The 26188-nt window shown below is 48.1% G+C and carries 26 protein-coding genes; 17 read left to right on the top strand and 9 right to left on the bottom strand.

What is annotated here, in order from left to right; genetic code table 11:
* Positions 1-13 precede the first annotated feature (13 nt).
* Positions 14-1537 carry a YifB family Mg chelatase-like AAA ATPase gene (locus B2739_RS05545; protein ID WP_331344871.1) on the bottom strand — a complete coding sequence of 508 codons (1524 nt, stop codon included), beginning with the start codon at positions 1535-1537 and terminating at the stop codon, positions 14-16.
* A 136-nt stretch (positions 1538-1673) separates the two neighbouring features.
* Positions 1674-1904 (bottom strand): accessory factor UbiK family protein, encoded by a 231-nt coding sequence (locus B2739_RS05540; protein WP_331344870.1) that lies wholly within the window; start codon positions 1902-1904, stop codon positions 1674-1676.
* Positions 1905-2303: 399 nt separating this feature from the next.
* Between B2739_RS05540 and B2739_RS05535 the strand changes: the two genes are divergently transcribed.
* The 3 genes from B2739_RS05535 to B2739_RS05525 all read left to right on the top strand — a co-directional run bounded on the left by B2739_RS05535 (position 2304) and on the right by B2739_RS05525 (position 4470).
* A complete protein-coding gene (locus B2739_RS05535; RefSeq protein ID WP_331344869.1) occupies positions 2304-2642 on the top strand; it encodes a P-II family nitrogen regulator in 339 nt (112 codons plus the stop codon).
* Positions 2643-2673: 31 nt separating this feature from the next.
* Positions 2674-3942, top strand: coding sequence for an ammonium transporter (locus B2739_RS05530; protein WP_331344868.1), 1269 nt, complete (start codon positions 2674-2676; stop codon positions 3940-3942).
* A gap of 189 nt (positions 3943-4131) precedes the next feature.
* A complete protein-coding gene (locus B2739_RS05525; RefSeq protein ID WP_007639554.1) occupies positions 4132-4470 on the top strand; it encodes a P-II family nitrogen regulator in 339 nt (112 codons plus the stop codon).
* A gap of 109 nt (positions 4471-4579) precedes the next feature.
* Here B2739_RS05525 and B2739_RS05520 read toward each other — a convergent pair whose 3' ends face one another.
* Positions 4580-4903 carry a hypothetical protein gene (locus B2739_RS05520; RefSeq protein WP_331344867.1) on the bottom strand — a complete coding sequence of 108 codons (324 nt, stop codon included), beginning with the start codon at positions 4901-4903 and terminating at the stop codon, positions 4580-4582.
* 304 nt (positions 4904-5207) lie between these two features.
* On the opposite strand from B2739_RS05520, the gene B2739_RS05515 reads away from it, so the two are divergent.
* The 8 genes from B2739_RS05515 (at position 5208) to B2739_RS05480 (ending at position 14801) form a co-directional block, all read left to right on the top strand.
* On the top strand, positions 5208-5516 hold the full coding sequence (locus B2739_RS05515; protein WP_331344866.1) for a hypothetical protein: 309 nt from the start codon (positions 5208-5210) through the stop codon (positions 5514-5516).
* Positions 5517-5848: 332 nt separating this feature from the next.
* The gene (locus B2739_RS05510; protein WP_331344865.1) at positions 5849-7276 is read left to right on the top strand and encodes a sodium:solute symporter family protein; all 1428 of its coding nucleotides are present in this window, start codon (positions 5849-5851) and stop codon (positions 7274-7276) included.
* A gap of 138 nt (positions 7277-7414) precedes the next feature.
* A complete protein-coding gene (hemC, locus tag B2739_RS05505; protein ID WP_331344864.1) occupies positions 7415-8353 on the top strand; it encodes a hydroxymethylbilane synthase in 939 nt (312 codons plus the stop codon).
* A gap of 3 nt (positions 8354-8356) precedes the next feature.
* The gene (locus tag B2739_RS05500; RefSeq protein ID WP_331344863.1) at positions 8357-9205 is read left to right on the top strand and encodes a uroporphyrinogen-III synthase; all 849 of its coding nucleotides are present in this window, start codon (positions 8357-8359) and stop codon (positions 9203-9205) included.
* Between the two features lie 4 nt (positions 9206-9209).
* A complete protein-coding gene (locus tag B2739_RS05495; RefSeq protein ID WP_331344862.1) occupies positions 9210-10328 on the top strand; it encodes a uroporphyrinogen-III C-methyltransferase in 1119 nt (372 codons plus the stop codon).
* The gene (locus B2739_RS05490; protein WP_331344861.1) at positions 10328-11533 is read left to right on the top strand and encodes a heme biosynthesis protein HemY; all 1206 of its coding nucleotides are present in this window, start codon (positions 10328-10330) and stop codon (positions 11531-11533) included. Before B2739_RS05495 ends, B2739_RS05490 begins: the two co-directional genes overlap by 1 nt.
* Positions 11534-11573: 40 nt before the next feature.
* Positions 11574-13973 carry a penicillin-binding protein 1C gene (pbpC, locus tag B2739_RS05485; protein ID WP_331344860.1) on the top strand — a complete coding sequence of 800 codons (2400 nt, stop codon included), beginning with the start codon at positions 11574-11576 and terminating at the stop codon, positions 13971-13973.
* 120 nt (positions 13974-14093) lie between these two features.
* Positions 14094-14801 carry an SDR family NAD(P)-dependent oxidoreductase gene (locus B2739_RS05480; protein WP_331344859.1) on the top strand — a complete coding sequence of 236 codons (708 nt, stop codon included), beginning with the start codon at positions 14094-14096 and terminating at the stop codon, positions 14799-14801.
* Here the strand turns inward: B2739_RS05480 and B2739_RS05475 are convergent.
* Positions 14798-16033: a DUF418 domain-containing protein gene (locus B2739_RS05475; protein ID WP_331344858.1), complete on the bottom strand. Its 1236-nt coding sequence runs from the start codon at positions 16031-16033 to the stop codon at positions 14798-14800. The two genes, B2739_RS05480 and B2739_RS05475, sit on opposite strands and share 4 nt — an antisense overlap.
* Positions 16034-16347: 314 nt before the next feature.
* Here B2739_RS05475 and B2739_RS05470 point away from each other — a divergent pair, with 314 nt between their 5' ends.
* From B2739_RS05470 to B2739_RS05450, 5 genes are all read left to right on the top strand, one after another.
* Positions 16348-17754, top strand: coding sequence for an MATE family efflux transporter (locus B2739_RS05470; protein WP_331344857.1), 1407 nt, complete (start codon positions 16348-16350; stop codon positions 17752-17754).
* 29 nt (positions 17755-17783) lie between these two features.
* A complete protein-coding gene (locus B2739_RS05465) occupies positions 17784-18173 on the top strand; it encodes a hypothetical protein (protein WP_331344856.1) in 390 nt (129 codons plus the stop codon).
* A 48-nt stretch (positions 18174-18221) separates the two neighbouring features.
* Entirely contained in the window at positions 18222-18680 is a 459-nt protein-coding gene (locus tag B2739_RS05460) for a GNAT family N-acetyltransferase (protein ID WP_331344855.1), read from the top strand.
* A gap of 90 nt (positions 18681-18770) precedes the next feature.
* Complete coding sequence (locus B2739_RS05455; protein ID WP_331344854.1) at positions 18771-19067, top strand: type II toxin-antitoxin system RelE/ParE family toxin; 297 nt, start codon at positions 18771-18773, stop codon at positions 19065-19067.
* A gap of 3 nt (positions 19068-19070) precedes the next feature.
* Positions 19071-19364 carry an addiction module antidote protein gene (locus B2739_RS05450; protein WP_331344853.1) on the top strand — a complete coding sequence of 98 codons (294 nt, stop codon included), beginning with the start codon at positions 19071-19073 and terminating at the stop codon, positions 19362-19364.
* A gap of 103 nt (positions 19365-19467) precedes the next feature.
* Here the strand turns inward: B2739_RS05450 and B2739_RS05445 are convergent, their stop codons facing one another.
* The 5 genes from B2739_RS05445 to B2739_RS05425 form a co-directional block, all read right to left on the bottom strand.
* Positions 19468-20319: a glycoside hydrolase family 11 protein gene (locus tag B2739_RS05445; RefSeq protein ID WP_331344852.1), complete on the bottom strand. Its 852-nt coding sequence runs from the start codon at positions 20317-20319 to the stop codon at positions 19468-19470.
* A 115-nt stretch (positions 20320-20434) separates the two neighbouring features.
* Positions 20435-22342 (bottom strand): putative bifunctional diguanylate cyclase/phosphodiesterase, encoded by a 1908-nt coding sequence (locus tag B2739_RS05440; RefSeq protein WP_331344851.1) that lies wholly within the window; start codon positions 22340-22342, stop codon positions 20435-20437.
* Between the two features lie 182 nt (positions 22343-22524).
* Positions 22525-22878, bottom strand: a complete 354-nt coding sequence (locus B2739_RS05435; RefSeq protein WP_331344850.1) for a DMT family protein — start codon at positions 22876-22878, stop codon at positions 22525-22527.
* Positions 22879-22891: 13 nt separating this feature from the next.
* Complete coding sequence (locus B2739_RS05430) at positions 22892-23287, bottom strand: hypothetical protein (RefSeq protein ID WP_331344849.1); 396 nt, start codon at positions 23285-23287, stop codon at positions 22892-22894.
* 51 nt (positions 23288-23338) lie between these two features.
* Positions 23339-24187 (bottom strand): 23S rRNA (adenine(2030)-N(6))-methyltransferase RlmJ, encoded by an 849-nt coding sequence (locus tag B2739_RS05425; protein ID WP_331344848.1) that lies wholly within the window; start codon positions 24185-24187, stop codon positions 23339-23341.
* A 147-nt stretch (positions 24188-24334) separates the two neighbouring features.
* Here B2739_RS05425 and B2739_RS05420 point away from each other — a divergent pair, with 147 nt between their 5' ends.
* The gene (locus tag B2739_RS05420) at positions 24335-26176 is read left to right on the top strand and encodes an autotransporter assembly complex family protein (protein ID WP_331344847.1); all 1842 of its coding nucleotides are present in this window, start codon (positions 24335-24337) and stop codon (positions 26174-26176) included.
* Positions 26177-26188: the final 12 nt, after the last annotated feature.

Raw genomic sequence — 26188 nt, 5'->3', positions numbered from 1 at the left:
CGCCATATGTCCGTCAGCTGCCTGAATTTCCGCCACCGTTCTGCCGGTCAAGTGTCCGGTAACTCAGTGCTTCGCTGATATCGACCGTGCTGAGTTGCTCGCGTCCGGCCATATCGGCGAGAGTGCGCGCCAATTTGAGCACGCGGTGATAGGCGCGGGTGGACAATCCCAACTTTTCAATGGCTTGTTCCAGCAACAATTTGTCGGCGGGTATCAACTCGCAATAGCGCTCCAACTCCGGCGCAGTCAATTGATGGTTGGCTTTTCCCTGCCGCGCTATTTGGCGTTTGCGCGCTTGTTCCACCCGCAAGCGGATGGTGCTACTGCTATCGCCGAGGGTTTTGTTGTGCAGCTCGCCTTGGCGCAGGCTTCTTACTGGTACATGCATATCGATGCGATCCAGCAGCGGGCCAGAGATCTTGTCGCGGTAGCGCTTTACCTGGTCGGGCGTGCAGCGGCAGCGGTTGGTATCGCTACCGTGATACCCGCAAGGGCACGGGTTCATCGCCGCCACCAGCTGGAACCGGGCGGGAAAGCAGGCCTGGCTGCGCGCGCGTGAGATCCGCACTTCGCCGCTTTCAAGCGGCTCGCGCAATACCTCAAGTACTTTGCGCGGGAATTCAGGTAGTTCGTCCAAAAACAACACCCCTGCATGCGATAACGAAATCTCGCCCGGCTTGGGGTTGCTGCCCCCACCCACCAAGGCAATGGCCGAGGAGGTGTGATGGGGTGCTCTAAAAGGTCTTTTTCGCCAGTGATAATCTTGCGACTGGGCGGCCACCGAATAAATGGCGGCTACATCCAACATTTCCCGTTCGCTTAAATTGGGCAGTATTCCCGGCAGGCGGCTCGCCAACATGGTTTTACCGGTTCCCGGAGGGCCGTAAAACAACAGGTTATGGCCACCGCTCGCGGCAATTTCCAAGGCGCGCTTGGCGTGCGATTGGCCTTTCACATCCAGAATATCCAGCGAATCCGCCTGCCGTTCGTCGTCCTCTCGTTTTGCTTCTGCTTGCGGTAAGGCTTCGCGCTGGTGCAAGTGTGCGCATACCTGCAATAAATTTGCTGCACCAAATACGCGCGTAATCGTACTGAAGGCGGCTTCCGCTGCGTTCTCGCTGCTAACAATCAGGCCGCGTTGCGCATCGCCACAAGCCAGGGCGGCAGGTAGTGCCGCACTAATTGGACGCAACTCCCCCGATAGCGCCAGCTCTCCCAAAAATTCGTACTGCTCCAATTGTCCGGCCGGGAGTTGTCCTGAGGCCGCAAGAATGCCCAGAGCGATAGGTAGATCGTAGCGTCCGCCCTCTTTGGGTAAATCCGCCGGGGCAAGGTTGACGGTAATCCGCTGGGCAGGGAATTCGAGATGGCTGTTGATCAGGGCACTGCGTACCCGGTCTTTGCTTTCTTTAACCGCTGTCTCGGGTAAACCGACAATCGAAAGGCTGGGCAGTCCGTTGGAGATATGGACCTCAACGGTAACCTGTGGGGCGTTAATACCGAGTTTGGCACGTGAATATACGATGGCGAGAGACATTGACGATCCTTGTGTTTGTTTTTAAAGAGGTTTTTCTATCGATTAGCGCAACCTCATCCTGCTGGCAGGCCTGTGTGCGACAGGCGATAGGGTGGATGACTATAAAGGAATCCGGTTGCGGAAAATACGTATCAGATCATGCTTTGCTTTCCAGTTCGGCCAGGGCCCGTTCCAGTGCCTCCAGTTTTTGGCGGGTGCGCTGGAGGACTTCCGTCTGGGCATCAAACTCTTCGCGTGAGACCAGATCCAGGCGTGCCAATGCAGACTGCAGCATCAGGTGCAGTTCCCGCTTGGGTAGCAATTGATCGGTTTGGGAGAACTGGTTCTGCAATTCATCCAATAACCGCTGTGCTGTGTCTTTAATCATGAAATGCCCCTTGTTTTTACTGTGAACAAGCAGTTTACCGCTTCGCTTGTCCTGCCGCATTAATCCCCATGTGCAAATGGCCGTTCTTATACCTGTCGGCTGTCAGGCAAGTCATTAAATGTGGAGTTTGATGACGATGTACACAATTGGTGCTTGTAGTTTGTTGTGCTGATCAAAAATGGTGCACTGCTTGTATTCGAACTTGGATATTTTGAGTTTTTGTCTGTTTGATTGAGCCTAAATACATGATTTTTATTGGTTTTATGAAATTGGCCTGCTCTGTGCAAAATTCCGGATGAATCATTAATGGAGTTGGCGGTATTGCATCCGTCTGCTCCAGAGAGTTTTTCCGGTGTTTCCCGCACCTTCGGGGCGGGAATTTTTTCAGGAGTGTGATCAATGAAATTGGTAACAGCGATCATCAAGCCATTCAAATTGGATGTGGTGCGTGAAGCACTCTCCGATATCGGTGTGCACGGCATGACCGTCACCGAAGTAAAGGGTTTTGGTCGTCAGAAAGGCCATTCCGAACTCTACCGTGGGGCAGAGTACGTGGTGGATTTTTTGCCGAAAACCAAAGTGGAGATTGCCGTCTCGGATACTGAGGCTGATTCAGTAGTGGAGGCCATCAGTAAGGCTGCGAACAGCAGCAAGATTGGTGACGGCAAGATCTTTGTATCCGATTTGGAGCAGGTGGTGCGTATCCGCACCGGCGAAACCGGCGACCAAGCGTTGTAATTCACTTTAATAAACAGACGGGGAACAACCAATGGAAGAGAATATTTATCATCTTCAATATGCGATGGACACCTTTTACTTCTTGGTATGTGGTGCCTTGGTAATGTGGATGGCAGCAGGTTTTGCCATGCTCGAATCCGGCTTGGTTCGCGCCAAGAATACGACTGAAATCCTGACCAAAAACGTAGTGCTCTATGCGACAGCCTGTACCATGTATCTGGTGTGTGGTTACGCAATTATGTACGGTGGTAATTTCTTCCTCACCGGCATCGCTGATGTCAATGTTGATGAAACCCTGAAGAGCTTCGCTGAGCGTGAAGATGGTTTCACTGGCGGGTCAATCTATTCAGGCGCATCTGACTTCTTCTTCCAGGTAGTGTTTGTCGCCACTTGTATGTCTATCGTTTCCGGTGCCGTGGCGGAACGTATGAAACTTTGGGCATTCTTGCTTTTTGCTGTGGTGATGACCGGTGTGATCTACCCAATTGAGGGGTCATGGACATGGGGTGCAGAAGGTCTGTTTGGCCTGAACATCGATGACCAGTTCGGCTTCAAGGATTTTGCGGGCTCAGGCATTGTGCACATGGCAGGTGCTTCTGCAGCTCTGGCTGGTGTGCTGTTGCTGGGTGCACGTAAAGGTAAATATGGTCCGAACGGTGAAATCAATGCAATCACCGGCGCTAACCTGCCAATGGCAACCCTGGGTATGTTGATTTTGTGGTTCGGCTGGTTTGGCTTCAATGGTGGTTCAGTGCTGAAGCTGGGCGACATCGCTAATGCTAACTCTGTTGCCGTAGTATTCCTCAATACCAACGCTGCAGCTGCAGGTGGTTTGTTAGGTTCATTGATTGTTGCGCGCCTGTTGTTCGGCAAAGCTGACTTGACCATGGTTCTCAACGGTGCGTTGGCTGGTCTAGTCGCTATCACTGCAAGCCCCGATACGCCAAGCGCCTTGGGTTCAGTCATTATCGGTTTTGTTGCCGGTGTTCTGGTTGTCTTTTCAATTCTTGGCTTGGACAAACTGCGTATCGATGATCCTGTAGGTGCAATTTCTGTTCACGGTACTGCTGGTTTGTTTGGTTTGCTGGTAGTTCCATTTACTGCAGAAGGCACTACTTTCCTTGGTCAGTTAGCTGGTGCAGCGATTATCTTCGCTTGGGTATTCGGCGCGAGCTTGGTGGTTTGGTACATTATCAAGTTGATTATCGGTATCCGCGTCTCTGAAGAAGAAGAGTTCGAAGGTGTTGATATTGCTGAATGCGGTATGGAAGCTTATCCAGAATTTACTCGCTCCAAGTAATGACAATACACGCTGTCTTGTTCAGTCATGATCAGGGCAGCGTAAATACCTTACCCACTCTATAAAGTTGTTGTTGATGTGTGAAGCTTGGGTGTATCTTTACTGCAAGCTTTCGGGCTCACGCCAATCCCATGCGAGGGCATGAGTTTCTGGCACAGCATTCACAAGACTCCAGCAAAGGAATTAATAATGAAACTGATTACCGCTGTTGTAAAACCATTCAAACTTGATGACGTGCGCACCGCATTGTCAGACGTTGGTGTCCAAGGCATGACTGTCACTGAAGTAAAAGGTTTTGGTCGTCAAAAGGGCCACACTGAACTTTATCGTGGTGCTGAATACGTTGTAGATTTTCTGCCGAAAGTAAAAATCGAATTGGCTGTTGATGATTCAATGGTGGAGCAGGCAGTAGAAGCGATTACCAAAGCAGCTCAAACCGGAAAAATTGGCGATGGTAAAATTTTTATCGCGCCACTGGATGAAATTATCCGCATTCGCACCGGTGAAACAGGGTCAGATGCAGTTTAATTGATTGCATTTTTTGTTGCTGAAAACGCGCAGAAAATAAAAAAACGCCACATTTTTGTGGCGTTTTTTTATGGTTATTCGAATTTTTTTCTAAAAGTGATGATTTATTTTACGGTAAGAATTTATTCAAACTTACGCGCAAGCGATTAATAAAAAGCCGGTGTTGAATAAAAAAATAAACAGGGAATGCAAAAATCATCAACAGTATTGCGCTGGTCTCTTGCGACATGCCGAGCGCAGGGCGCAACACGATCACAAAGAAAAAACATAAAGCGGCCATAATCAATGCGCTAGTGAGGTTGCTGCGCCAGATGCGCATTTTATGTTCTGCAGAAAAAGCATCCTGATAGGCTTTTGCAAGCAACGCTTGTTGCTCCGGCGGATCAAAAGATGACAGTTCGGGAAAATGTTTTACAAGGCGTTTAAAGTTCATAAGCGGGACAAAAGAAACCTAAAAAGGATGTGTGGACAATTAGTGTGCAAAGTTTCCGTGAAACTGATTTTGTTGTCACTTTTTTGCACGCATCTAGCAAGCGCTAGACTTGCTCATGGTTAATAACTAAAATCCGCCGCGATGGCAGTGAGTAAGATAAAAAAAGCCTAAAAATTTATGGCCAATAGTCATGACGTTTAAAAGAGTCTGCGCTATATATTAGCCGAAGCCATTGCTGCTATCAGTAATGAACAAGTCGGGATAAAAACCAAGATCCACATTGTACAAGTTTTCAGGTGACATTATGACTGTTGAAGACCCCATTAACGATGAAGAATTAGAAGACTCAGTAGACGGGGAAGAGGATACTGATGAGGCCGAGGAGACACTGGATAGTGATGATGCAAGCTTCTCCGGTCCTGCCAGTAAAGTAGTCGAATCAGAGGCGCTGGAAGATTTCAGTATCGCATCCCGCCAAAAGGCGCGCGACGAACTGGAAGCCCAGATTGCTGCGTTCCTGGCGAGAGGCGGTAAGATCAATGAAGTGCCTGCAAATGTCACTGCTGATCCGCCTAAAAAACCTACACCCGACTATGGTGGTCGCCCCATCTGAATCAGGTGCAGTACGCCTGACAAGTCGATAAAGTCATACCAAAAGCCCCGCTTGATAGCGGGGCTTTTTTATGGGCAAGTTAATTGCATGGGAAAGTGGCAAAAGACGCCTTGCAAGTGGTAATTTTGGTTTAATTTTCAGGTATTTCCATTATATTAGCGCTGAAAAATTCAGGCGCACTTTTGGGGGTGCCTGCGCGGTCATTTTCAGCTTGTCGGGCGAGTCCAGACTCAGTTTTCCAGCATGTCGCTATTTAATTTCCGGTGCGTCTGCGGTGAGTGTGCACATCTGTTCCATTCCAATAACTCAGCCAAGATTAAAGGAACCAACGAATGTTAGTTAGTTTTGTTGTGCTCTATTTGCTCATTTCAATCGGGATCGGGGTCTACGCCGCGACCAAAGTCCATAACGCGAAAGACTACATCACTGCGGGCAGGCAGTTGCCGATGGGTGTGGTTATCGCCATGGTGTTTGCAACCTGGTTCGGAGCAGAAACGGTTCTGGGCATTCCCGGTACGTTCGTGGAAGAAAATCTGGGCGGGCTTATTTCTGATCCTTTCGGTGCTTCGTTCTGTTTGATGTTATTTGCGCTGGTATTCGCGCGCCCGCTCTATCGCAAAAATCTGCTCACGCTGGGCGATTTTTATCGCGAGAAATACAGCAAACCGGTTGAGATTGTTGTGTCCATCGCGATTGCACTTTCGTATCTTGGTTGGGTGTCTGCACAGATCACAGCATTGGGGTTGGTATTCCATGTGCTGACCGACAGTGTTATCAGTATGGAATTGGGCATCATTCTTGGCGCTGCGATTGTAATGACCTACACCCTCGTGGGTGGTATGTGGTCCGTTGCAATGACTACTGTGGTGCAGATGACGGTAATCGTCGTCGGGTTGTTGTGGATTGCGTTTTTGGTATCGGACCAAACCGGTGGTGTGGCTCCTGTGGTGAAGCACGCTTATGAAGCGGGTAAATTTGAACTCTGGCCGAGTTTGGAATGGGCTGCAGTGCTCACCTTCATTGCCGGTTTTCTCACTATGGGCTTTGGTTCGATTCCGCAACAGGATGTATTCCAGCGTGTTAACTCTGCCAAAAGCGAAAACATCGCTGTTTGGGGGACTTTCTTTGGCGGTGTAGCGTATTTATTTTTCGCCGTTATTCCGCTTTATTTGGCGTATTCCGCATTTATGGTTGATCCGGAATTGGCTGCCCGGGTGAGCGAGCAGGATTCCCAATTGGTATTGCCAACCTTCGTGTTGGAACATATGCCTGTATATGCCCAGATCATTTTCTTCGGTGCGCTGTTGTCGGTCATTATGAGTACAGCGAGCGGCACTTTGCTGGCTCCTTCCGTTACGCTATCGGAAAACGTGATTAAAGAATTATTGCCTAATGGAAAAACCATGAGCGATAAACAATTCCTCACCATGATGCGTATCGTGGTTGCGCTGTTCTCGGTGTTGGTTGCACTTTATGCGCTTTATTCGTTGCAAGAAGAAACCTCGATCCACACAATGGTCGCCAATGCTTACAAGGTGACGTTGGTGGTCGCACTCGTGCCCTTATTTGCCGGAATTTACTGGAAAAAAGCGAGCAATATCGGTGCGGCAAGCTCGATTATCGCCGGGCTGTTAGTGTGGATTCCGCTGGAATTCATCATGCCTGATGCAGCACTTCCACCTCATTTTGCTGGGTTCATCGTTGCTGCAGTAGTGATGGTTGTTGTCAGTCTGCTCAAGCCTGCCAAAACTGCGGTTTGATCCCTATTCGCAGGCTCATGGATGAGCCTCCTACTTTGCATTTCCCTTTCTTGATTAGCGTCGAATTTCCCCTTTGTGCCTTTTTCGGGGAGGCTGATGGTATCATTTGCACATTGTTAACTTACCAGTATTAAATCCATGTCAACTCCTTCGCTTGTGCGCATTGCCACCCGTAAAAGTTTGCTTGCCTTATGGCAGGCAGAATATGTCAAAGCCGAACTGGAAAAGCAGCATCCCGGTTTGACGGTTGAATTGGTTCCATTAACCAGTCGCGGCGATAAAATCCTCGATGTCCCTCTCGCCAAAATTGGCGGCAAAGGTCTCTTCGTCAAAGAGTTGGAGCAAGCGTTGTTAGCAGGTGAAGCGGATATTGCTGTGCATTCAATGAAAGATGTTCCTATGGATTTTCCGGCGGGGTTGGGTTTGGCAGTGATTTGTCCGCGCGAAGATGCACGCGACGCATTTGTTTCCAACTGTTTTCATTCCTTCGATGAATTGCCACAAGGTGCTGTGGTGGGAACATCAAGCCTGCGCCGCCAGTGCCAATTGCTCGCCCATCGCCCTGATTTGCAGATCCGGTTTTTGCGCGGTAACGTACAAACGCGCCTGCAAAAACTCGATGACGGTGAATACGATGCCATTATTCTCGCTGCTGCAGGTTTGATCCGTCTGGAGTTGAAAGAGCGTATCCGCGCTTACATAGCGCCTGAAAAAAGTCTGCCCGCCGGTGGGCAGGGTGCGGTCGGCATTGAATGTCGCACCGATGATGCCGCGACGCTCGCCTTGATCAAACCCTTACATCATCAAGTCACTGCTGAGCAGGTGTTGGCAGAGCGCGCGATGAATCGTCATTTGCAGGGCGGCTGCCAGGTGCCCATCGCCTGCTATGCTATTCATCGTGGGGATTCCTTGTGGTTGCGCGGATTAGTAGGTGCGCCCGATGGAAGTCAAATGCTGTTCGATGAAATTTCCGGTGCGGTGGCGGATGCTGAAAAAATGGGAATCGAATTGGCTGAGCGTTTACTGGCAGCCGGTGCCGATAAAATCCTCGCGGAGGTTTACGCAAGCGCGGAATAATTCATGACGACCAAGTTGCAAGATTTTTGTGTGGTGATTACGCGGCCTGCTGCACAGGCAACACCTTGGGCTGCGCAGTTGACGACACTGGGATTCACCTGCACTTACTGGAATTTATTGGAAATATCGGCAGTAGCCAGCGACGAAAAAATCCGTGCGGTGAAAAATAAAATTCTGGATTTTGACCTTTATCAAAAAGTGATTTTTGTTAGCCAGAATGCCGTGGATTTTGGTATGGAGTGGCTGGAAAATTACTGGCCGCAGCTGCCAATTGGTATCGAGTATTTTGCTGTGGGTGCAACTACAGCCAAAAAATTGGCTGATTATGGCGTTGCGGTACAAGATCTTGCGGTCAGTAACCGTGGTGGAATGACCAGCGAGGATTTATTAACAGCAGAAAACTTGCAGCAAGTCGATGGCGAAAAAATCCTGATTTTTCGCGGTTGCGGTGGGCGTGGGCATCTCGCAGAAGAATTGCGCAAGCGCGGCGCCTGGGTTGATTATTGCGAATTGTATGAACGCCAATTACCCGCAAGTGCAACAGAGCAATTGGCGCAACTGATGTCATCAACAGAATGTGCGGATAAAGACATTATTGTGAGTTTGCACAGTGGTGAAAGTTTGCAAAATATGTTGGATGCAATAGCGCAACTGCCTGCGCAAGAACAACAGCAAACACAGGCATGGCTGTATGAGCGAACCTTGCTGGTGCCGAGCCAGCGAATCCGGGCTGCTGCACAAGCTGCGGGATTCAAGCGGATTATTTGCGCCGAAAATGCTACGGACAGTGCCATGACGGCGGCGTTGTTACATTATTGTCGCACACAAGAGTGCATTTCATTACAGGACTAACACAGTGACTGATTCAGATACGACAACTCAATCATCCGCCGATAACACCTCCATCAATAATAATTCAGCGGGCAAAGTGGCCAGAGTTACCGATAAAAGCCATTCCGGCAGCTTTGCATTGTTGTGGTTTTTTATTGTGTTGTTATTTGCCGCTGTGTGTTACGGCGCTTATTTTCTCAGCAATCAAGCCATGCTCCAAAAAAATGTTATTGACAGTCTGCGCAGTCAACTTGAGCAGCAAGTGCAAGCAGCTGAAACGCGGCAACAAGTATTGGAAAGCAATCTTGAAAAAGAATTGGTTGAGCAACAAGAAATAGTGCAAGCAAATCTGAACGATCTTGCTGAACAACTTGATAGCAACAATGCCCGTTTGATGTCGCTCTCCAGTGTCAATCGCGATGAATGGAAACTACAGGAAGCACAATATTTATTACGTTTGGCTGACCAGCGTATTTTGCTGGAAAAAGACAGCCAGAATGCGTTGGCATTAGCATTATCAGCAGACGATGTGTTGCGCGATATAGACCAAGCCGATTTGGTTGGGGTGCGCAAGTTACTGGCAGAGGAAATAGCGGTATTGAAATTGGCGGGCGTGATTGACCGTGAAGGTATCTATTTGCGTTTGTCTGCACTTTCCAACCAAATTGAAGCGATTCCCTTTATTGAGCCTTTGGGTACGCAAAGCGATATTCTGGAAGAAGAAGTCATTCCGGAAAATGAAACGGTCAAACAAAAAATTACACGCGGTTTTTATAGCTTGTTGCATAAGTTAGGTTCCTATGTGCGTGTGCGCGATCATGGCAAAACTATCAATGCCGTACTGCCGCCTGCGGAACAAAAATACTTGCAACAAAATTTACGCTTAATGCTTGAGCAGGCACAGGTTGCTTTACTGCGCAATGAAGAAGGCATCTATCAAGAAAGTTTGGTCAAAGCGCAAAACTGGATTAACCAGTATTACAACCTTAATGAAAAAGCATCGGCCGTATTGGAAGAATTGCAGGCGTTGCAGCAAGAAGAGGTTGCTCCGGAACTGACTAACTTTAGCAATTCTGCAACTGCGTTAGCTGAATATATTGCCAAGCGTGAAAAAATGGCTGCTGCTCGTCGCGGGGTACGCTAATGAGACGTCGTCTACTTAAAGCGATTTTCTTTGTTCTTATCGCGCTTGGTTTGGTGTTTTTGTTATGGCGCGGTGATGGTTATCTGTTGATCGCCTACGGCACTAAAACTATCGAGATGACCTTGTGGGTTGCAGCTCTGGTTGTCGTATTGATCTATACCACTGTGTGGTTTATCCGCAAAGTCATGCTTGGCGGCGTTGAAATGGCGCGCCGTTTCCGCGAAATGTTTCTATTTGGCAGTGTTGAGCGCGCCCAAAAACGCGCTGCTACCGGTATGGTCGATTATCTCACCGGCGATTGGCTGGAGGCGCGCAAAAAATTGGTGCGCACTCTGGATAAAGTCGAGTATCCACTTGCGAACTATATTGCTGCTGCGCGCAGTAGTTTTGAAATGGGTGATGAAGCAGAAGCCGACAATATTCTGGATAAAGCACTCACACTTGCGCACAGCGAACTGCCTGTAGCATTGACCCGTGCCCGTTTGCATGTCCAGTCCGGCCGCTATGAAGAAGCGATCGCGATTCTAAAACCGATCGATATTAAAATGCCGCGTCAGGCTGCGGTGCTGGATTTAATGCATCATATTTACATTGCGCAAAAAAATTGGCGTGCATTGGAAGAATTGTTCCCGGTTATGCGCAAAGTCAAAGTGCTTTCCAATGTAGAGTTTGAAGCGCTGGAAGTGTTGCTTGCCAGCGAAAAAATGGCAGCACTGGCGAGTGAATCAAAATCGTTATTGATTGCTGAACGTTTGCCTGCCTTGCAAAAATTGTGGAAGTCGTTCCCACGCAGTGTGCAGCGCTCCCCAAAAGTGGTTACCGCATATGCACAGGCCTTGGCTGAAAATTATCAGGATCAGGAAGCCGAAGTGATTGTACGTAAAGCGCTTGGCAACCAATGGTACGATCCGTTGGTTGCGCTCTACGGCCGTTTACAAGTAAAAGAAATTCACGCCCAAATTCGCACGGTTGAATCATGGTTAAAAAACAAACCCCAAGACGCTGTATTGCTGTTGACCATGGGGCGCTTGATGGAACGCAACCAACAATGGGAATTGGCGCGCGAGTATTTCCAGCGCAGCCTGAACCAAAAGCAGGATTTGGAAACCACTGCTGAACTGGCGCGCTTGATGACTAAATTGGGCGATCACAAAAAAAGTGCCGAGTATTACCAGCAAAGCTTGCAACTTGCTGTACACAAATAATTTTCCCTTCTGCAAATAATTTTTTCTGTCGGTTGTTAGTATGGATGTGTGGCGATGGATATTAGCGAGAGGTAATCGCCACCCGTTCATCAGCAGCGCTGTTATTTTTCTGCTGTTTATCTGTGCCTGTTTGCAATGGCTCCCGCTTCCCTCCAGTCTCACACACACAGCATATGCGCGCATGTTGCTCGCACGCGACGGCAGTTTATTAGGTGCCAGTATTGCGCAAGACCAGCAGTGGCGATTTGCGCCCGCGCAATACCTGCCCGAAAAATATAAAAAATCCTTGCTGCTATTTGAAGACCAATATTTTTATTCTCACCCGGGCATTAATCCTTTATCCATTATGCGCGCCGCAGCGGGGAATTTTTCTGCAGGTAAAGTAACCAGTGGTGGTAGTACTTTGACGATGCAGTTGGCGCGCCTGCTACGTCAGGGGGATGCTCAACAGCAGAATAAAAAAATGCCGGCAAGGAATGTTGCCAGTAAGTTATTTGAGGCTTTTATTGCATTGCAATTAGAGTGGCGTTTTAACAAAGATGAGTTGCTTACCCACTATGCCAGCCATGCACCTTTTGGTGGAAATATTGTGGGTTTGCGCGCGGCAGCCTGGCGCTATTTTGGTAGGGCACCGGAAAATTTATCCTGGGCAGAGTCGGCGTTATTGGCAGTGTTGCCCAACAGCCCCGCGCTGATTCACCCCGGTCGCCAGCGCGATCTATTGCAACAAAAGCGCGATCGTTTATTAAAACGAATGCATGCAAAACAGTATTTTTCTGATCTGGATTTGCAGTTGGCTTTATTGGAGCCCTTGCCGGAACGTCCGCAGCAGTTACCGCAACTTGCACCACATTTATTGGCCACACTTAAAAAGCAATATCCGGACGAATGGATATTGCACTCCAGTATTGATCCATTTATCCAACGCACTGCGCAACAAATAACATCGCGTCACATCGCCCGCCTTGCAAATGAAGGTGTCAATAATATTGCTTTGGTGTTGATCGATCATGAGCGCATGGAAACACTGGCGTACATTGGTAATGAATCCTGGCAGCAACAAGAGCGTTATGCCCCGCGTGTGGATATTGCGCAGTGTCCCCGTTCAACAGGCAGCATTTTAAAGCCGTTGCTATATGGCTTGATGCTGCAAGAAGGTCAATTAACGCCGACCCGTTTGGTGCCGGATATTCCCACCCAATTTGGTGGTTACAGCCCTAAAAATTATGACCGGAGTTTTCGCGGTGCCGTGCCCGCACAATTTGCATTGGCGCATTCATTAAACGTGCCTGCTGTGCGCATGTTGCGCGATTACGGTATTGGAAAATTCCAGCAAAAATTACAGGCAATGGGAATGAGTACGTTGTTCCGCCCCGCTGATGATTATGGCCTGACATTAATTTTAGGCGGGGCAGAAGGAACCTTATGGGAGCTCACGGGTATTTATGCTCGCCTTGCTGCCAGTGCGCGTGACGGCGATATAAAACAACACGCACCTTTGTTGTTGCTTAACCAAAAAACAATATCAGTAAAACCAGCGTCAATAAAACCGGTGCTCACACAAGGCGCTGCGTGGTTGACGTTACAAGCGCTAATTGATGTAGCTCGTCCAGGCAATGACAATTATTGGCGCGATTTTTCCGGCAGCCAAACTATCGCCTGGAAAACCGGCACCAGTTATGGCCTGCGCGATGCATGGGCGATTGGCAGTAATGGCCGTTACACCTTAGGCGTATGGGTGGGGAATGCCGGTGGTGAGGCGGCGACTTTTATCAGCGGCCAAAGCAGCGCTGCACCCCTGTTATTTGATGTGTTTGATGCGCTCCCCACCATTAATTGGTTTGCCAAACCTGCACATGCTTTAAAAACTATTTCGGTGTGTAACGACGATGGTTATCTCGCCGGTGGCCAGTGTGCAGCGGTGGATAGCGAAATTCCCCGCACTAGCCATTTTGATCAGGTCACGCCATTTCATCGCCGCATTCATTTGGATGGCCATGAACAATTTCGCGTGCACGGCCACTGCGAAACTGTAAGCAATATGAAAGCGCGCGATTGGTTTGTATTGCCGCCGGTGCAGGAATTTTATTGGCGTCAGCATCACAGCGAATACACATCGCTGCCGCCCTGGCGCAATGACTGTGTGAACAACCTGTTGCAGACCGATGAAGACCAGCCCATTGAATTTATTTATCCCAATGAAGAAAGCCGCATTTATATTCCGATGGATTTAGACGGAAAGCGCAGTCGGATTATTTTAAAAGCCATCCATCGCGATCCTGCGGCTCAACTCTATTGGCATTTGGATGATGAATTCCTCGGTGCAACAAAAGTCTTTCATGAACGCGAAGTTGCATTGGAGCCGGGCATCCACACCTTGCTGGTGATTGACAAGCAAGGCTATCGGCTGGAGCGTCGGTTCCGTGTGATCAGTCAATAAGCTTGTGCTGTCTCTTGCAGCCTATGGCCGCATACATCGGTAATCTTCCCTCTTACGTATTAATGCTACTGCGCTAAAAATAATTAGCGTTAATCCTATGTATTGATGCGGAGCAGGCTAATGAGTCGTTATTTAATTGTGGGTGGTACACGGGGAATTGGTAATGCGCTTGCCCGACAATTGTTGGCGCAGGGACATGAGGTTTTTATTTGGGCGCGCCATGCCGCCGATGTGAACGGCGCGCAGGTGTTTATCAATAACCCGGCGGAATCTGTGCCCGATCTGACCGGCTTGCCAGACACTTTGGATGGAGTCGCCTATTGCCCCGGCAGTATTAATCTCAAACCGTTTGCACGTTTATCCGCAGAGGATTTTGCAGCAGACTTTGCGCAAAATGTGCTGGGCGCTGTGCGCAGCCTGCAAGCAGTATTGCCGTTGTTAAAAAAATCCCCGCAGGCGAGTGTGGTCCCGCAGGCAAGTGTGGTGTTGTTCAGCAGTGTTGCTGCATCGGTCGGTATGCCGTTTCATGCGAGCATCGCCAGTAGCAAAGCGGCAGTTGAAGGTTTGGTAAAAAGCCTTGCGGCAGAATGGGCTCCGGCGATTCGGGTCAATGCATTGGCACCGTCATTGACGCAGACATCGCTCGCCGAAAAGTTAATAAATACCAGCGAAAAAATGGATGCCGCTGCCAAGCGTCATCCCCTGCAAGCGATTGGCAAAGCAGAGGATGTTGCCGCAATGGCAGCGTTTTTGTTATCGCCCAGTGCGGCGTTTATCACCGGGCAAATTATTGCACTTGATGGAGGTATCTCCAGCATCAAAAATTAATCTGATGGCGATGCATGATCGCGCGCTGGTTTTTTGAAAGGGACATTAGTGGTCATGTAAGTTGCACTGCGCCATAACCATTCAACCGGGCCGTAATAAAAACGTTTTATCCACCAGTGCGCAATCACAATCAATAACCCATAAAAAACAATTCCGATCAGCAAACTATTGGTTTGCCCCAAGGTGAGGTAGCCGCCGTATCCCGCTGGATAAAATAAAGGAATACCAACCACTGTTTGAATCAAATAAATGCTCAGGCTGATACGGCCACAAGGTGCGAGCAGGTTTAGCACTTTACCGGTCGGCCGCCACAGGTAGCACTGCATAAACAGCAAGAGAATAGCGGCCATTATTGCGGTGCTGAGGTAAGAGCCAATAATTTGTTCTATGTACATTTTTGCCATGCCTTTTTCCTGAAAGAGAGTGGCGGGCAGTTGTTTGAAATGTTCGTTGGCAAAATACAATACCGCCGTTGCAATTACTGCAACCCACACGGCAATCATGCGCGCTTTGGCAAAGCGTTCAATCTGGGTGAAAAAGCCGATACGCCCTAAGACTAACCCCACAATAAATAATCCTACCAATTGGATGCCGCGCCCGGATTCCACAAAAAATAACCATTTGGCGGTAAGGCCATCCCAGCTATTGATGGCGACCAGCTCACTGAAATTGGCTTTGGTGAGTGCGCCGTAGACTTCAGGGAAAACGGCCCAGTGTGAGGGGGCATCGTTTGCGCCGGGGAAATTATTCAGCGCAGCATAAAATTGATAATAAAAAGGCAGTTGCAATAAACAGAGCGCCGCAGCGGCAACCAACCAGCGGTTGTTGAGTTTTTGCACAAACAGCAAACTCAATCCAATAATACCGAGCACCGATAAAATATCGCCAAGGTATAGCAGGGTATGTATATAACCAATTATCAACAAAACCACTAATCGCCACGCAAAACGGTAACTAAACTTCACTCCTTTTTGCGCCTGATTATCCATGATGATGAAAAAACTCAAACCAAACATCAGGGCAAAAATTGCATAGGCCTTACCGGCAAACAAAAAGAACACAATGTTGTGCAAGGTTGTCGGATCTTGATTGATCCAGTAAAGCTCAAAATATTCCATAAAATGCACCAGGCAAATGCCCATCAGTGCAAACCCGCGTATCGCATCAACCAATTCAATGCGGTGGGGTTTGTGAGCAAGCGGCGGCAGTGGGGGCGCGGTAGTATTCTGCATAAGAGAGTTCCAGAGAAAATGTATATTATGGTTTGACCTGCTCAAAGCCGCCTTTCGCGGCGGCATTTTTCTTATGTCCTTTATTTTAGCGGTCTTTATCAAAATGCCATTTAATAATTGTTAAGTCGTTCGAGTAAGCGCGAAACCCCTCTGTCACTTTTGCACTGTTGTTAGAACCACGCACCGCTTTCGGCAATAACCTAAAGTGAACCCATCCGATCGTTAGAAAATGCAGGTCGTTAGAAAATGCAGCGCGCTGGCTGTTTTAGCCTTTACCACTTTTTAACAATCGCAATTGCTAAATCAGCTCTATAATGGCTACCAATTTCCCGCCGGAGTTTTCTGTGGTCGCCTCGCCTGAATTAATTTCAATCCATGATAAACGCGCATTCTGGCGCGGGGTCATTTTGCTTTCTTTGCCGGTTGCAGCGCAGATGCTATTGCAATCGCTATTGGGCATGGCCGATGTGATTATGGTTGGCCACTTGGGTGCCGATGCCATTGCCGCCGTCGGTCTGGCTGCAAAAATCCATTTTTTGCTATTGGTATTAATGAGCGGTCTCGCGACCGGTTGCAGTATTCTGATTGCGCAATACACCGGCGCAAAAAATTTTGTCAGTTGCCAGAGAACCTTGGCGGTGACTTTATTAGTGGGTACGCTGGTAATGGTTCCCTTTGTGCTCGCGTTTGGTTTTGGCGCGAGCACATGGGTAGGGTGGATCAATCCTGATCCGCAAGTTGTATCGCTTGCAGCGCAATATCTCATCATCACTGCCCCCGCATTGTTGCTTACCCAATGGATTGTGATTTACGAAGCATCGCTGCGCGCATTGGGTAGTACCACTATGCCTTTGATTGCCGGTGTATTTGCCGCGGTGCTGAATATTATTGGCAACTACGCATTGATCGGCGGCAACTGGGGCTTTCCTGCGTTGGGTGTTGCCGGTGCCGCCTGGGCAACTTTGGGTTCGCGTGTGTTGCAGTTGGCAATTGTCGCGGGTTGGATCTACGCAAAAAAACACGGCTTTGCGTTAAGCATTGCGCAAATGCGCATGGGCTTGGATAAAGCCCAGGTTCATCGCTACCTCGCATTTTCATTACCGCTGGTGGCTAATTACGCGATATGGGCAGTGGGTAATTCCACCTACCATTTAGTGACGGGTTATGCGGGCACTGAAGCGCTTGCGGTGATGGGTGTGATTGTTCCCATCGAGAGCGCATTTTTTGCATTGTTTGTTGGGCTTGCCAATGCATCGGCGGTATTGATTGGCCGTGAACTGGGTGCGGGCAATAACGATACTGCGTGGTATCTGCACCGGTTTTTTGATCGCATTACATTTATATTGCTGATTGTTTTTTGCAGTGCGCTCTGGTTTGCGCGCCCGTTAATGCTGAATATTTTTGACCAGTTGGATGCAACATCTACCGAGTTGTTATTTAACACCCTCGGTGTGTTTTGCTTGTTGGTGTGGGTAAAAATTATCAACATGATGCGCATCATCGGTGTATTGCGCGCGGGTGGCGATAACCGTTTTACGCTGATTACCGATACCGTCGTCATGTGGGTGTTTGGCTTGCCGATTTATATCGCAGTCGTTTTTCTCACCAAAATTTCGTTTGTATACATTTATGCGCTTATGTTTCTGGAAGACGGCTTGAAATTTATTCCGGTGATCAAGCGCGTTATTAGCCGCAAGTGGATGAATAATTTAACCCGGTAATCCCTAAAACTAATTGAGCGGAAATAACAGTGCATAAATTTACCTTGATGGATTCACACATTTTGCTTGGCATTTCCTATGCCGACAAAGGTGCTGATATTGAATGCACAGAGTTAGTCGCCAGTTGCGCCGCAATAAACCGTGAAATTCCCTCGTTAGGAGAATTCGCAACGGCGTTTAACAAATTTTTATATACAAGCATTATCCATCTGGATGGCGATAAAATTTACCTTACCGATTTTGGCCGCGAGCTTATTCATCAAGCTAACGCTAGCGTTGTAACCCACGCCGATGAATCAGTGCAACTTGTACTAAAAGCATTGTCCGGTTTTAAATTAAAAAGTATGTGTAACAGAAATGTGTGGTCGCAAGAGCAGTATCAGCTGGCAGTTAATGCACAGCGAATTGATACTGACTGAAAAAACAAAGCAAAAAATTCACAAAAAAATGCACTAAAGGAATTAACCATGCTGATTAAAATCGATGACCTGCGCGGCCCCGAAGTAGCACAAATACTCACCGAACACCTGAACGATATGTACGCCGTATCGCCCCCCGAAAGTGTGCACGCATTGGACTTGGAAAAGTTGCACCAACCGGAAATCACCTTCTGGTCAGTGTGGGACGGCAACCAGTTAGCCGGTTGCGGTGCAATAAAAGAATTAGATGCGACTCACGCCGAAATTAAATCCATGCGCACCGCCAATGCCTATCGCGGCAAAGGTGTGGCGGTAAAACTGATGGAACATATTTTAAGTGTCGCCGCCGAGCGCAAATACCATCGCCTGAGTTTGGAAACCGGCCCACAAGAATTTTTCCTCCCTGCACGCAAACTTTATGAGCGCTTCGGCTTTGAATACTGCGACCCATTCGGCGACTACCAGGAAGATCCTTACAGCGCGTTTATGACAAAAGTGCTTGTTTGACCCTCAGAATTGAGTTGCAGGCAATAACTAGAGTGTCTACACTTGGATACACTATGGAAGGTTAGTATTTTTATGGATATCCCAAGGTAGATGAATACCGTACTTAAATCGCAGGAATTTGATAAGTGGCTTATCGGCTTAAAGGACTTAATTGCCAAAGCGCAAGTGATGGCTCGAATACGTAGCGCCCAAATTGGTAATTTTGGTGATCATGCACCCGTAGGTGGCGGTGTTTATGAAATGCGTATTCATGTTGGTCCTGGCTACAGGATTTATTACAGGCGCACAGATAATGTTGTTTACTTTCTGTTGCTAGGCGGCACTAAAAAAGGCCAGCAGCGTGATATTGATAATGCGATTGCCATGGCTAAAGCCATGAAGGAATAATTCATGAAGCCTACATTTACCCCGTTTGATGCAGCCGACTATTTAAAAGATGAAGAAACTATTGCGGCTTATTTAAATGCTGCAATTGAAAGTGGCGATACTGAACTTTTACTTGTGGCGCTTAAAGACGTTGCCAATGCTCGCAGCATGACTCAATTAGCCAAAGACTCTGGTTTAGCCCGTGCGAGCTTATATAAGGCGCTTACTCCCGGTGCAAAACCACAATTTGAAACTGTCATGAAAGTGGCTGGGGCATTAGGCTTAAAATTGGAATTTCATCCCGTCACCCAGCATTAATCTGATTGAAAGCAAATCGCTGTCATCGTTCATGGTGCTTCCTTACGTTGGAATGTAAAAAACGCCGTGGGAGATAATCGCACGGCGTTTTTTATTCATTCATTTATTTTGCAGATTCATCCCATACTTTGCCAGAAGCGGTGCCGTCTTGTGGTGGGTTGAAAACTTCAACGGCCATCACTTGGTAGGTAGGATCATCGCTGGCGTTGAAGTTATTCATGTCAGGAAGAAGCCAACCGCTATCGGCCCAGGCTTTTACGTGGTCGGCGAAGATAATTTTATGATCTTGCCCGAGTGGTAATTGCTCTTTGGGTTTGCTCCAGTATTGATAGAAAGTGGTCGGGCCATTGATGGAAGGTTTTTGCTCCCGAATTGAACGGTAGGTGGAATATTCCACGCCGCCACTGACAAACGTTTTTCCGAATACGCCGTCTTTGCTGGGGTCGTAAGTCCAGCGCTGCAGGATGTAATACTCAACCAAGTGAGCCGGATCTGAGGCGGACATGTTTTTGTCGTATCCCCAGCCGTATAAGGTGATGTAGCTAGCACCGCTGTCTTCATTGAAGCGATAACCAATCACTCTGTTGGTATCGCCATAGTGCCAGCCCGGGCCGCCGACATAATTGTAGCCGCCGCCTTGCCAGCTCACGCTAAAGGCACCATCGGGGCTCATGGTTAATGAGGTTGTGCCGCCGTCTTTCCAATGCGTAAAGAAAAGGTTACCCACATGGCCGGTGGCGTGGTTTTGGGTGATGGTGGTGTTGTCGGTGAATTTTTGGGTATAGGCTTGGTATTTTTCGATACCGCTTGTCTGCACCTGACTTGCTGCAACTGCTTGAGTCTCCGCTGGAGTTTGAGCTTCAGTTGTAGTGGCTGCTGGTTGTTGCTTTGAACAGCTTGCGATGCTGAATGAGGCGAGCAAAAGCGCTGTTTTAAAACCGAAAGAATGTTTCAAGTGGATGTCCTCCATCTGTGTGTAGTGGTTGAGCCTATTGAGTAAAGCACTGATACGAATCAAATCAAACGCACTAGTATACTAGATGGGTTTTTTACAGGCGTAATAGGAATTTTTATTCCTGGTCTTTGCGCCAAAATTCGATAAAACCGGGCACTTCATCGGCGGGCATGGGGCGCGCCCAGTAATAACCTTGGGCTTGGGTGCAGCCAAGGCTGCGCAAGAGGGCGGCGGTGCTGGCATCTTCCACACCCTCGGCGATAGTTTTTAAACCGAGGCTGGCAGACATTTGGATGATCGCGCGCACAATCGCCGCATCGCCGGTTTGGTCATCCATTTTGCGCACAAATGATTGGTCAATCTTGAGTGCTTCTACTTCAAATTTCTTCAAATAACCCAGATTGGAATAGCCTGTTCCAAAATCATCAATCGATAAATGCACACCTTCTGCGCGCAGCGCCGATAAGGTGGTGGAAAGCCGTTCGCTGTCTTCAATCAATAAGGACTCGGTGAGCTCCAGCTCCAGATATTGCGGCGGTAATCCGCTGGCGGCGAGTGAGCCCAGCACAATAGTATCGATATTGCCGCGCTTGAATTGGATCGAAGAAATATTTACAGCGACTGCAAATTCCAGCAGACCTTGGTCGTACCAACGTTTGGCTTGTTCGCAGGCTTCAATAATGACCCATTCGCCTAATTGGATAATCAAACCGGATGATTCTGCCAGTGGAATAAAGGTGGCAGGGGAAATATAACCTTGCTCCGGGTGGTGCCAGCGCAGCAATGCTTCCAATCCGCAAATTTCATTGGTTTGCAAATTGATTTTAGGTTGATAGTGAAGACTGAACTGGTTTTCTTGCAGCGCTTTGCGCATACCGGAAATTAAACTGATGTGCTCCAGCATGTTGCGGCTAATCGCCGGATTAAAAAAACGGAAACTGTTGCGGCCGGAATCTTTGGAGTGGTACATCGCGATATCAGCTTTTTTAATCAGCGTGTCCAGGTCATCGCCATCTTGTGGTGCCAAGGCAATACCAATCGAACAGGTGCAAAAAATTTCAATATTGCGGTAGAGATAATTTTCAGAGACCAACTGCAAAATTTCCAGACTCGCTTGCGATACTTGCTCAGCGGTTTGGATGTGCGGCATAAACACAATAAATTCATCGCCACCGTAGCGGCACACGCGGTCGGCATCTTTGGTGTAACTGAGTAAACGCAGCGCAACTTCTTTGAGAATTTGGTCGCCTGCCTGATGCCCGAGTGAATCGTTGATCGGTTTTAAGTTATCGAGATCAATAAAAATAAGGCCGAGCAGATCGTGTCGCGCGCGTGCATTGCGGAATAATTTATCGAAATTGCGCTGCGCCATCATGCGGTTGCATAAGCCGGTTAATGGGTCGTGCATCGCCATATGTTCAATATGGGTTTTGGCGTTTTTGACGCGTTCGTTCTCGCGTGCGAGTTCATCCAGTGCGGAGCGGTAGTCGTGTGCGATCATCCACACTGCAAAACCAATCACAATCAAAATAATGGCAGTAATGCTGCCGGTGATCAAGTTAATGGGGGCGATGACGTTGCGATGAATACCGTATTCATTAACGTAAGCGATGCTCATCAACATCACTACCATGATGCAAAGCAATACCACCAACAATCGTTTATTGCCGAGCATGGCGGCAAAGATCAAAACTCCACAATAACCCAATAGGGCACCGTCGCGGATGCCACTGCCAGTCCAGGCAAGGTAAGACAGCATCATGGTGAGTGAGCATAAAAAAATGGCGGTCGCGGTTACCGGGTGTTTTTTGTAAATCGCCCAATCAACACTGAATAGAAAAATTCCGGTAGCCATCATGATGATGGAATCGCTGTAGCGGCCGGTGCTGATTGTCATGATGCTAACCAGCAATAACGCGATCTGGGTAATGCGCAGTATTTGTATCAGGCGCTTGATTTTTTGACGGGTGAATTCTTGCTGGCTGGAGTGTGGTGGCGATAAAGAGCGGTTGGGGTTGTTCACGTGACACCTTGAGTTAATGAATTTTTAACCAGTGGGGCAAATGTGTCCGTGATTATGGGAATGGTTAGCGCTCCTGTTCGCTATCCCGGATAAACCCCGAGTTTGTCTTTAGGTATAGACGATCCCGCGTGAAGTGCTAGCCGCCAAGGGAAATACAGCGGCCATTCGAGGGTTATTGCGGGTTATCCCGTTAATTTATCTCTAAACATAAAGAAAACGGCACCTAAAAGGCATAAGCCCGCCCAAAGGTAATCCAGTTTCAGGGGTTCTTTCATATAAAAAACCGCGAAGGGTACAAATACACTCAGGGTAATGACTTCTTGCAATATTTTTAGTTGGCCAACATTCATTACCGTATAGCCAATACGGTTGGCGGGAACTTGCAATAAATATTCAAACAGCGCTATACCCCAGCTGACCAGGGCCGCAATAATCCAGGGTTTTTGGTTGAGTTCTTTTAAGTGCGCATACCACGCGAAGGTCATAAAAATATTGCTGCAAAACAAAAGGCCAATCGCGATAAATGAAGCTTGCATGTAGATTGCTCCGTTAGTGTGATTGTTTGGCTTGATCTATTTTTTGTCCGGCATAGTAGGAGCTGATAATGCTCAATACCCAGCTTGCCAACAATAACCATTTGCCATCATCCCAATAGGGCGATGAAAAAAATGCGCCGTGTAGTTCACTGGCAAGATAAGCAACATCAAAATCAAATACTCCCTTGTCCGCTTTTTCCTGCAATTCGGCATTCAAACGGAAGGCAACGGTAAATAAATTTTTAAACAACATGATAATAATCAATGCTGCGGGCACCGCGAAAATACAGCCGCGCACATAGCGGCGTAAAAAAAATAAACCGGCACCGGGGAATATGGTTGCAGACAAAATCGCGGCGCGTTTGGCTGTGCTCATGGTGTCGGATGTTTTGTTCGCTTTTTCGTTCATGCTGCGGTTATCTCTGTCTCGTTGCTTTTTAATCCATCATTTCGCGTGCCATTATTTCTCGGGAACCAATTGTTCCAGGCGATAAAACGCATCGCCTTCTTCGGTATTCAGGTTATCCACCAGCCAGGGCAGGGTTTCCTCCATTGCTGCCCAGAGTGTCCAAGGGGGATTGATGACAATCATTCCGCTGGAGGTCATACCGTATTCCGGGTGGTCAGCATGCAGCCCAAATTCCATCAGCTGGATATTTTTAATGCCGGATTTTTTTAGCGCAAGCTCAAGGTCATCGATGCGTTGACGTAATACCACGGGATACCAAATTGCATAGGTTCCTGTCGCAAAACGTTTGTGCGCTTGCACGATTTGTTTGACCAATAATTGGTAATCACTTTTGACTTCGTATGAAGGATCAATCAACACCAAGGCGCGTCGATCCGGCGGTGGCAAAAGTGCTTGCAGGCCTGCAAAGCCATCAGTCTCATCGACTTTAATGCGTTTATCGCCCTGCATGCATTCACTCAGCATTTGGAAATCAGCCGGATGAAGTTCGTGCAGAAATAAACGGTCGATAGGGCGCATCAGGTTTTGCGCAAACAGCGGAGAGCCGGGATACAACTGCAAGCGCTCACCACCATTGACCGCACGTACCTGCTCAAGATAGCGGGCGATCGCCGCAGGGGGATTGGTGCAGCCCCACAAACGGGTAATACCATTATCGTATTCGCGATTTTTTTGTGCCTGATATCCGCCCAACTTGTATACACCGGCACCGGCATGGGTATCGATGATGCGCAGTGGCTTTTCTTTTTGCGTCATGTACTCCAACGTGTGGACCAGTACAGTGTGTTTGAGCACATCGGCAAAATTGCCAGCGTGGAAGCCGTGGCGATAACTGAGCATAAAGAAGATCCAGCAGGAAAGTAAAAACTGGATTATAGCGGCCAGCAGGAACAATTACCCGAACAAGATTGTCACAAAATTGGCCTTTTAGCGTTTGTCTTTAGCAGTTAAAGTACCTTCTATTTCCTTAATACGCCGTATCCCACTGTGAAGATCCTGGAATTGCTGACTTCATTTTCATCGCTGTCCTGCTTACTGCCGCGCCCTCGTTGGTTGCGGCCTCTTGTTGCTCGTGTGCTTGCGCGTTTATGGAACAGAGCTGCATATCTGCCGTCTGCCTTGCTGTTGTGTCTGGCAATTGCGCCTGCAAAAGCGGCATCGCCAGACATTGAATTGCATGGCGGCACCAAAAGCCTGCGCGAAAATATTTTGTTGCACCTGTCATTGGCAGATGAAAGCTGTAAAACACCGCTCTGGCGTTTGCAGGCACTGCTGGCCGAGGCAGAAAATGAAGTGATGATCGCCGCCCAGGCGCTGGGGTATTACCAGCTGGAGTACGAAACCAAATTACTGAAAAACAAAGAATGTTGGGGCTTGGATATTACCCTCACGCCTGGTGATCCGGTGTTGGTGAAAGAGATACGTATTGAGATCAATGGTGAAGGCAAGTTGGATCCGATTTTTCAAAGTCTGTATGAAAAACCCGGAATCAAAATTGGCAATAAATTAAATCACGGCCGCTACGAAACCCTGAAAGCGCGCTTTGGAACCCTGGCAGCAACCCACGGTTATTTTGATGCGGAATTTGAGCATTCGCAGATCAAGATTAATGTCGCCGAAAAATCAGCGATTATCGAACTGATTTACGACACAGGGCCACGCTATCGCATTGGTGAAATTCGTTTACAGCACAATATTCTCGACGACGATTTTTTGCGCCGCTATTTCACTTTTAACGAAGGCGATTACTACGACACCGATAATTTGTTGGAATTAAAAAATCTCTACAATGCCAGTAATTATTTTGCTGTGGCTAGTGTTGTTCCGAGCCTGCAAGAACTTGAAGGTAATAAAGTGCCGGTCGATATACAGTTGGAGGCACGTAAACGCCGCGAATATTCCGTCGGTCTTGGCGCAGCAACCGATACCGGGCCAAGATTGTTGTTAGGATTTGACGACCGCTATGTAAACCAACGCGGCCATTCTGTTGCAGCCGATATAAAAGCGGCCGAGAAAAAAACCGAAGCCTTGCTGACATACACAGTGCCCATGCGCCGCCCGGCCTATGAGTTCTTACGCATTTATACCGGTTACGATAAAGAAATTACCGATACCTCGCGCAGTGAAAAAGATATTTACGGAGCCAGTTACAGCTACTTCCAAGCTAATAGATGGCTGCATGTTTATGCGCTGGATTATGTACAGGAAGATTCGATTATCGGAACCGATCCGGAAACCAGTACCGATTTAATTATTCCCTCGGTGACCTATAGCCGCACCCAAACCGATGGTTCGCCTTATCCAATGTACGGCTGGTCGTTCAAAGGAGAGTTGTCCGGTTCACCGCAAAGTCTGGGATCAGATTTCAGCTTTATCAAGTTACATTTACGTGCAAAATACATCACCGGTTTTGCCGGTGGGCGCGTTTTGTTGCGCGCTGAAACGGGCACGATACAGACCGATAGTTTTTCCATCGTACCGGCGTCGGTGCGGTTTTATGCCGGTGGTGATTCCAGTGTGCGCGGTTACGATTACGAATCCCTCGGTCCAATAAAAATAGTGGACGGCAAAGAAGTTGTTGAGGGCGGTAATAATTTATTGGTCAGCAGTATTGAATACGATTATCGCTTTGAAGATTCCAATTGGGCAGTGGCTGCATTTTTTGACCAAGGTAATGCCGCGAACGATACCGATATTGATGTTATGCGTGGAGCGGGTGCCGGTGTGCGCTGGATTTCACCGATTGGACCCATTCGTGTGGATGTTGCGCAGGCATTGGATGGCGATAAAGGTTGGCGGATACACGTCAGTATGGGGCCTGATTTATGATGTTGTTGGGTA

It is taken from the genome of Cellvibrio sp. UBA7661 (assembly GCA_002483365.1).
Lineage (GTDB): Bacteria > Pseudomonadota > Gammaproteobacteria > Pseudomonadales > Cellvibrionaceae > Cellvibrio.
The sequence above is the reverse complement of the archived record's forward strand: the minus strand, read 5'-3'. Positions and strand labels throughout refer to the sequence as shown.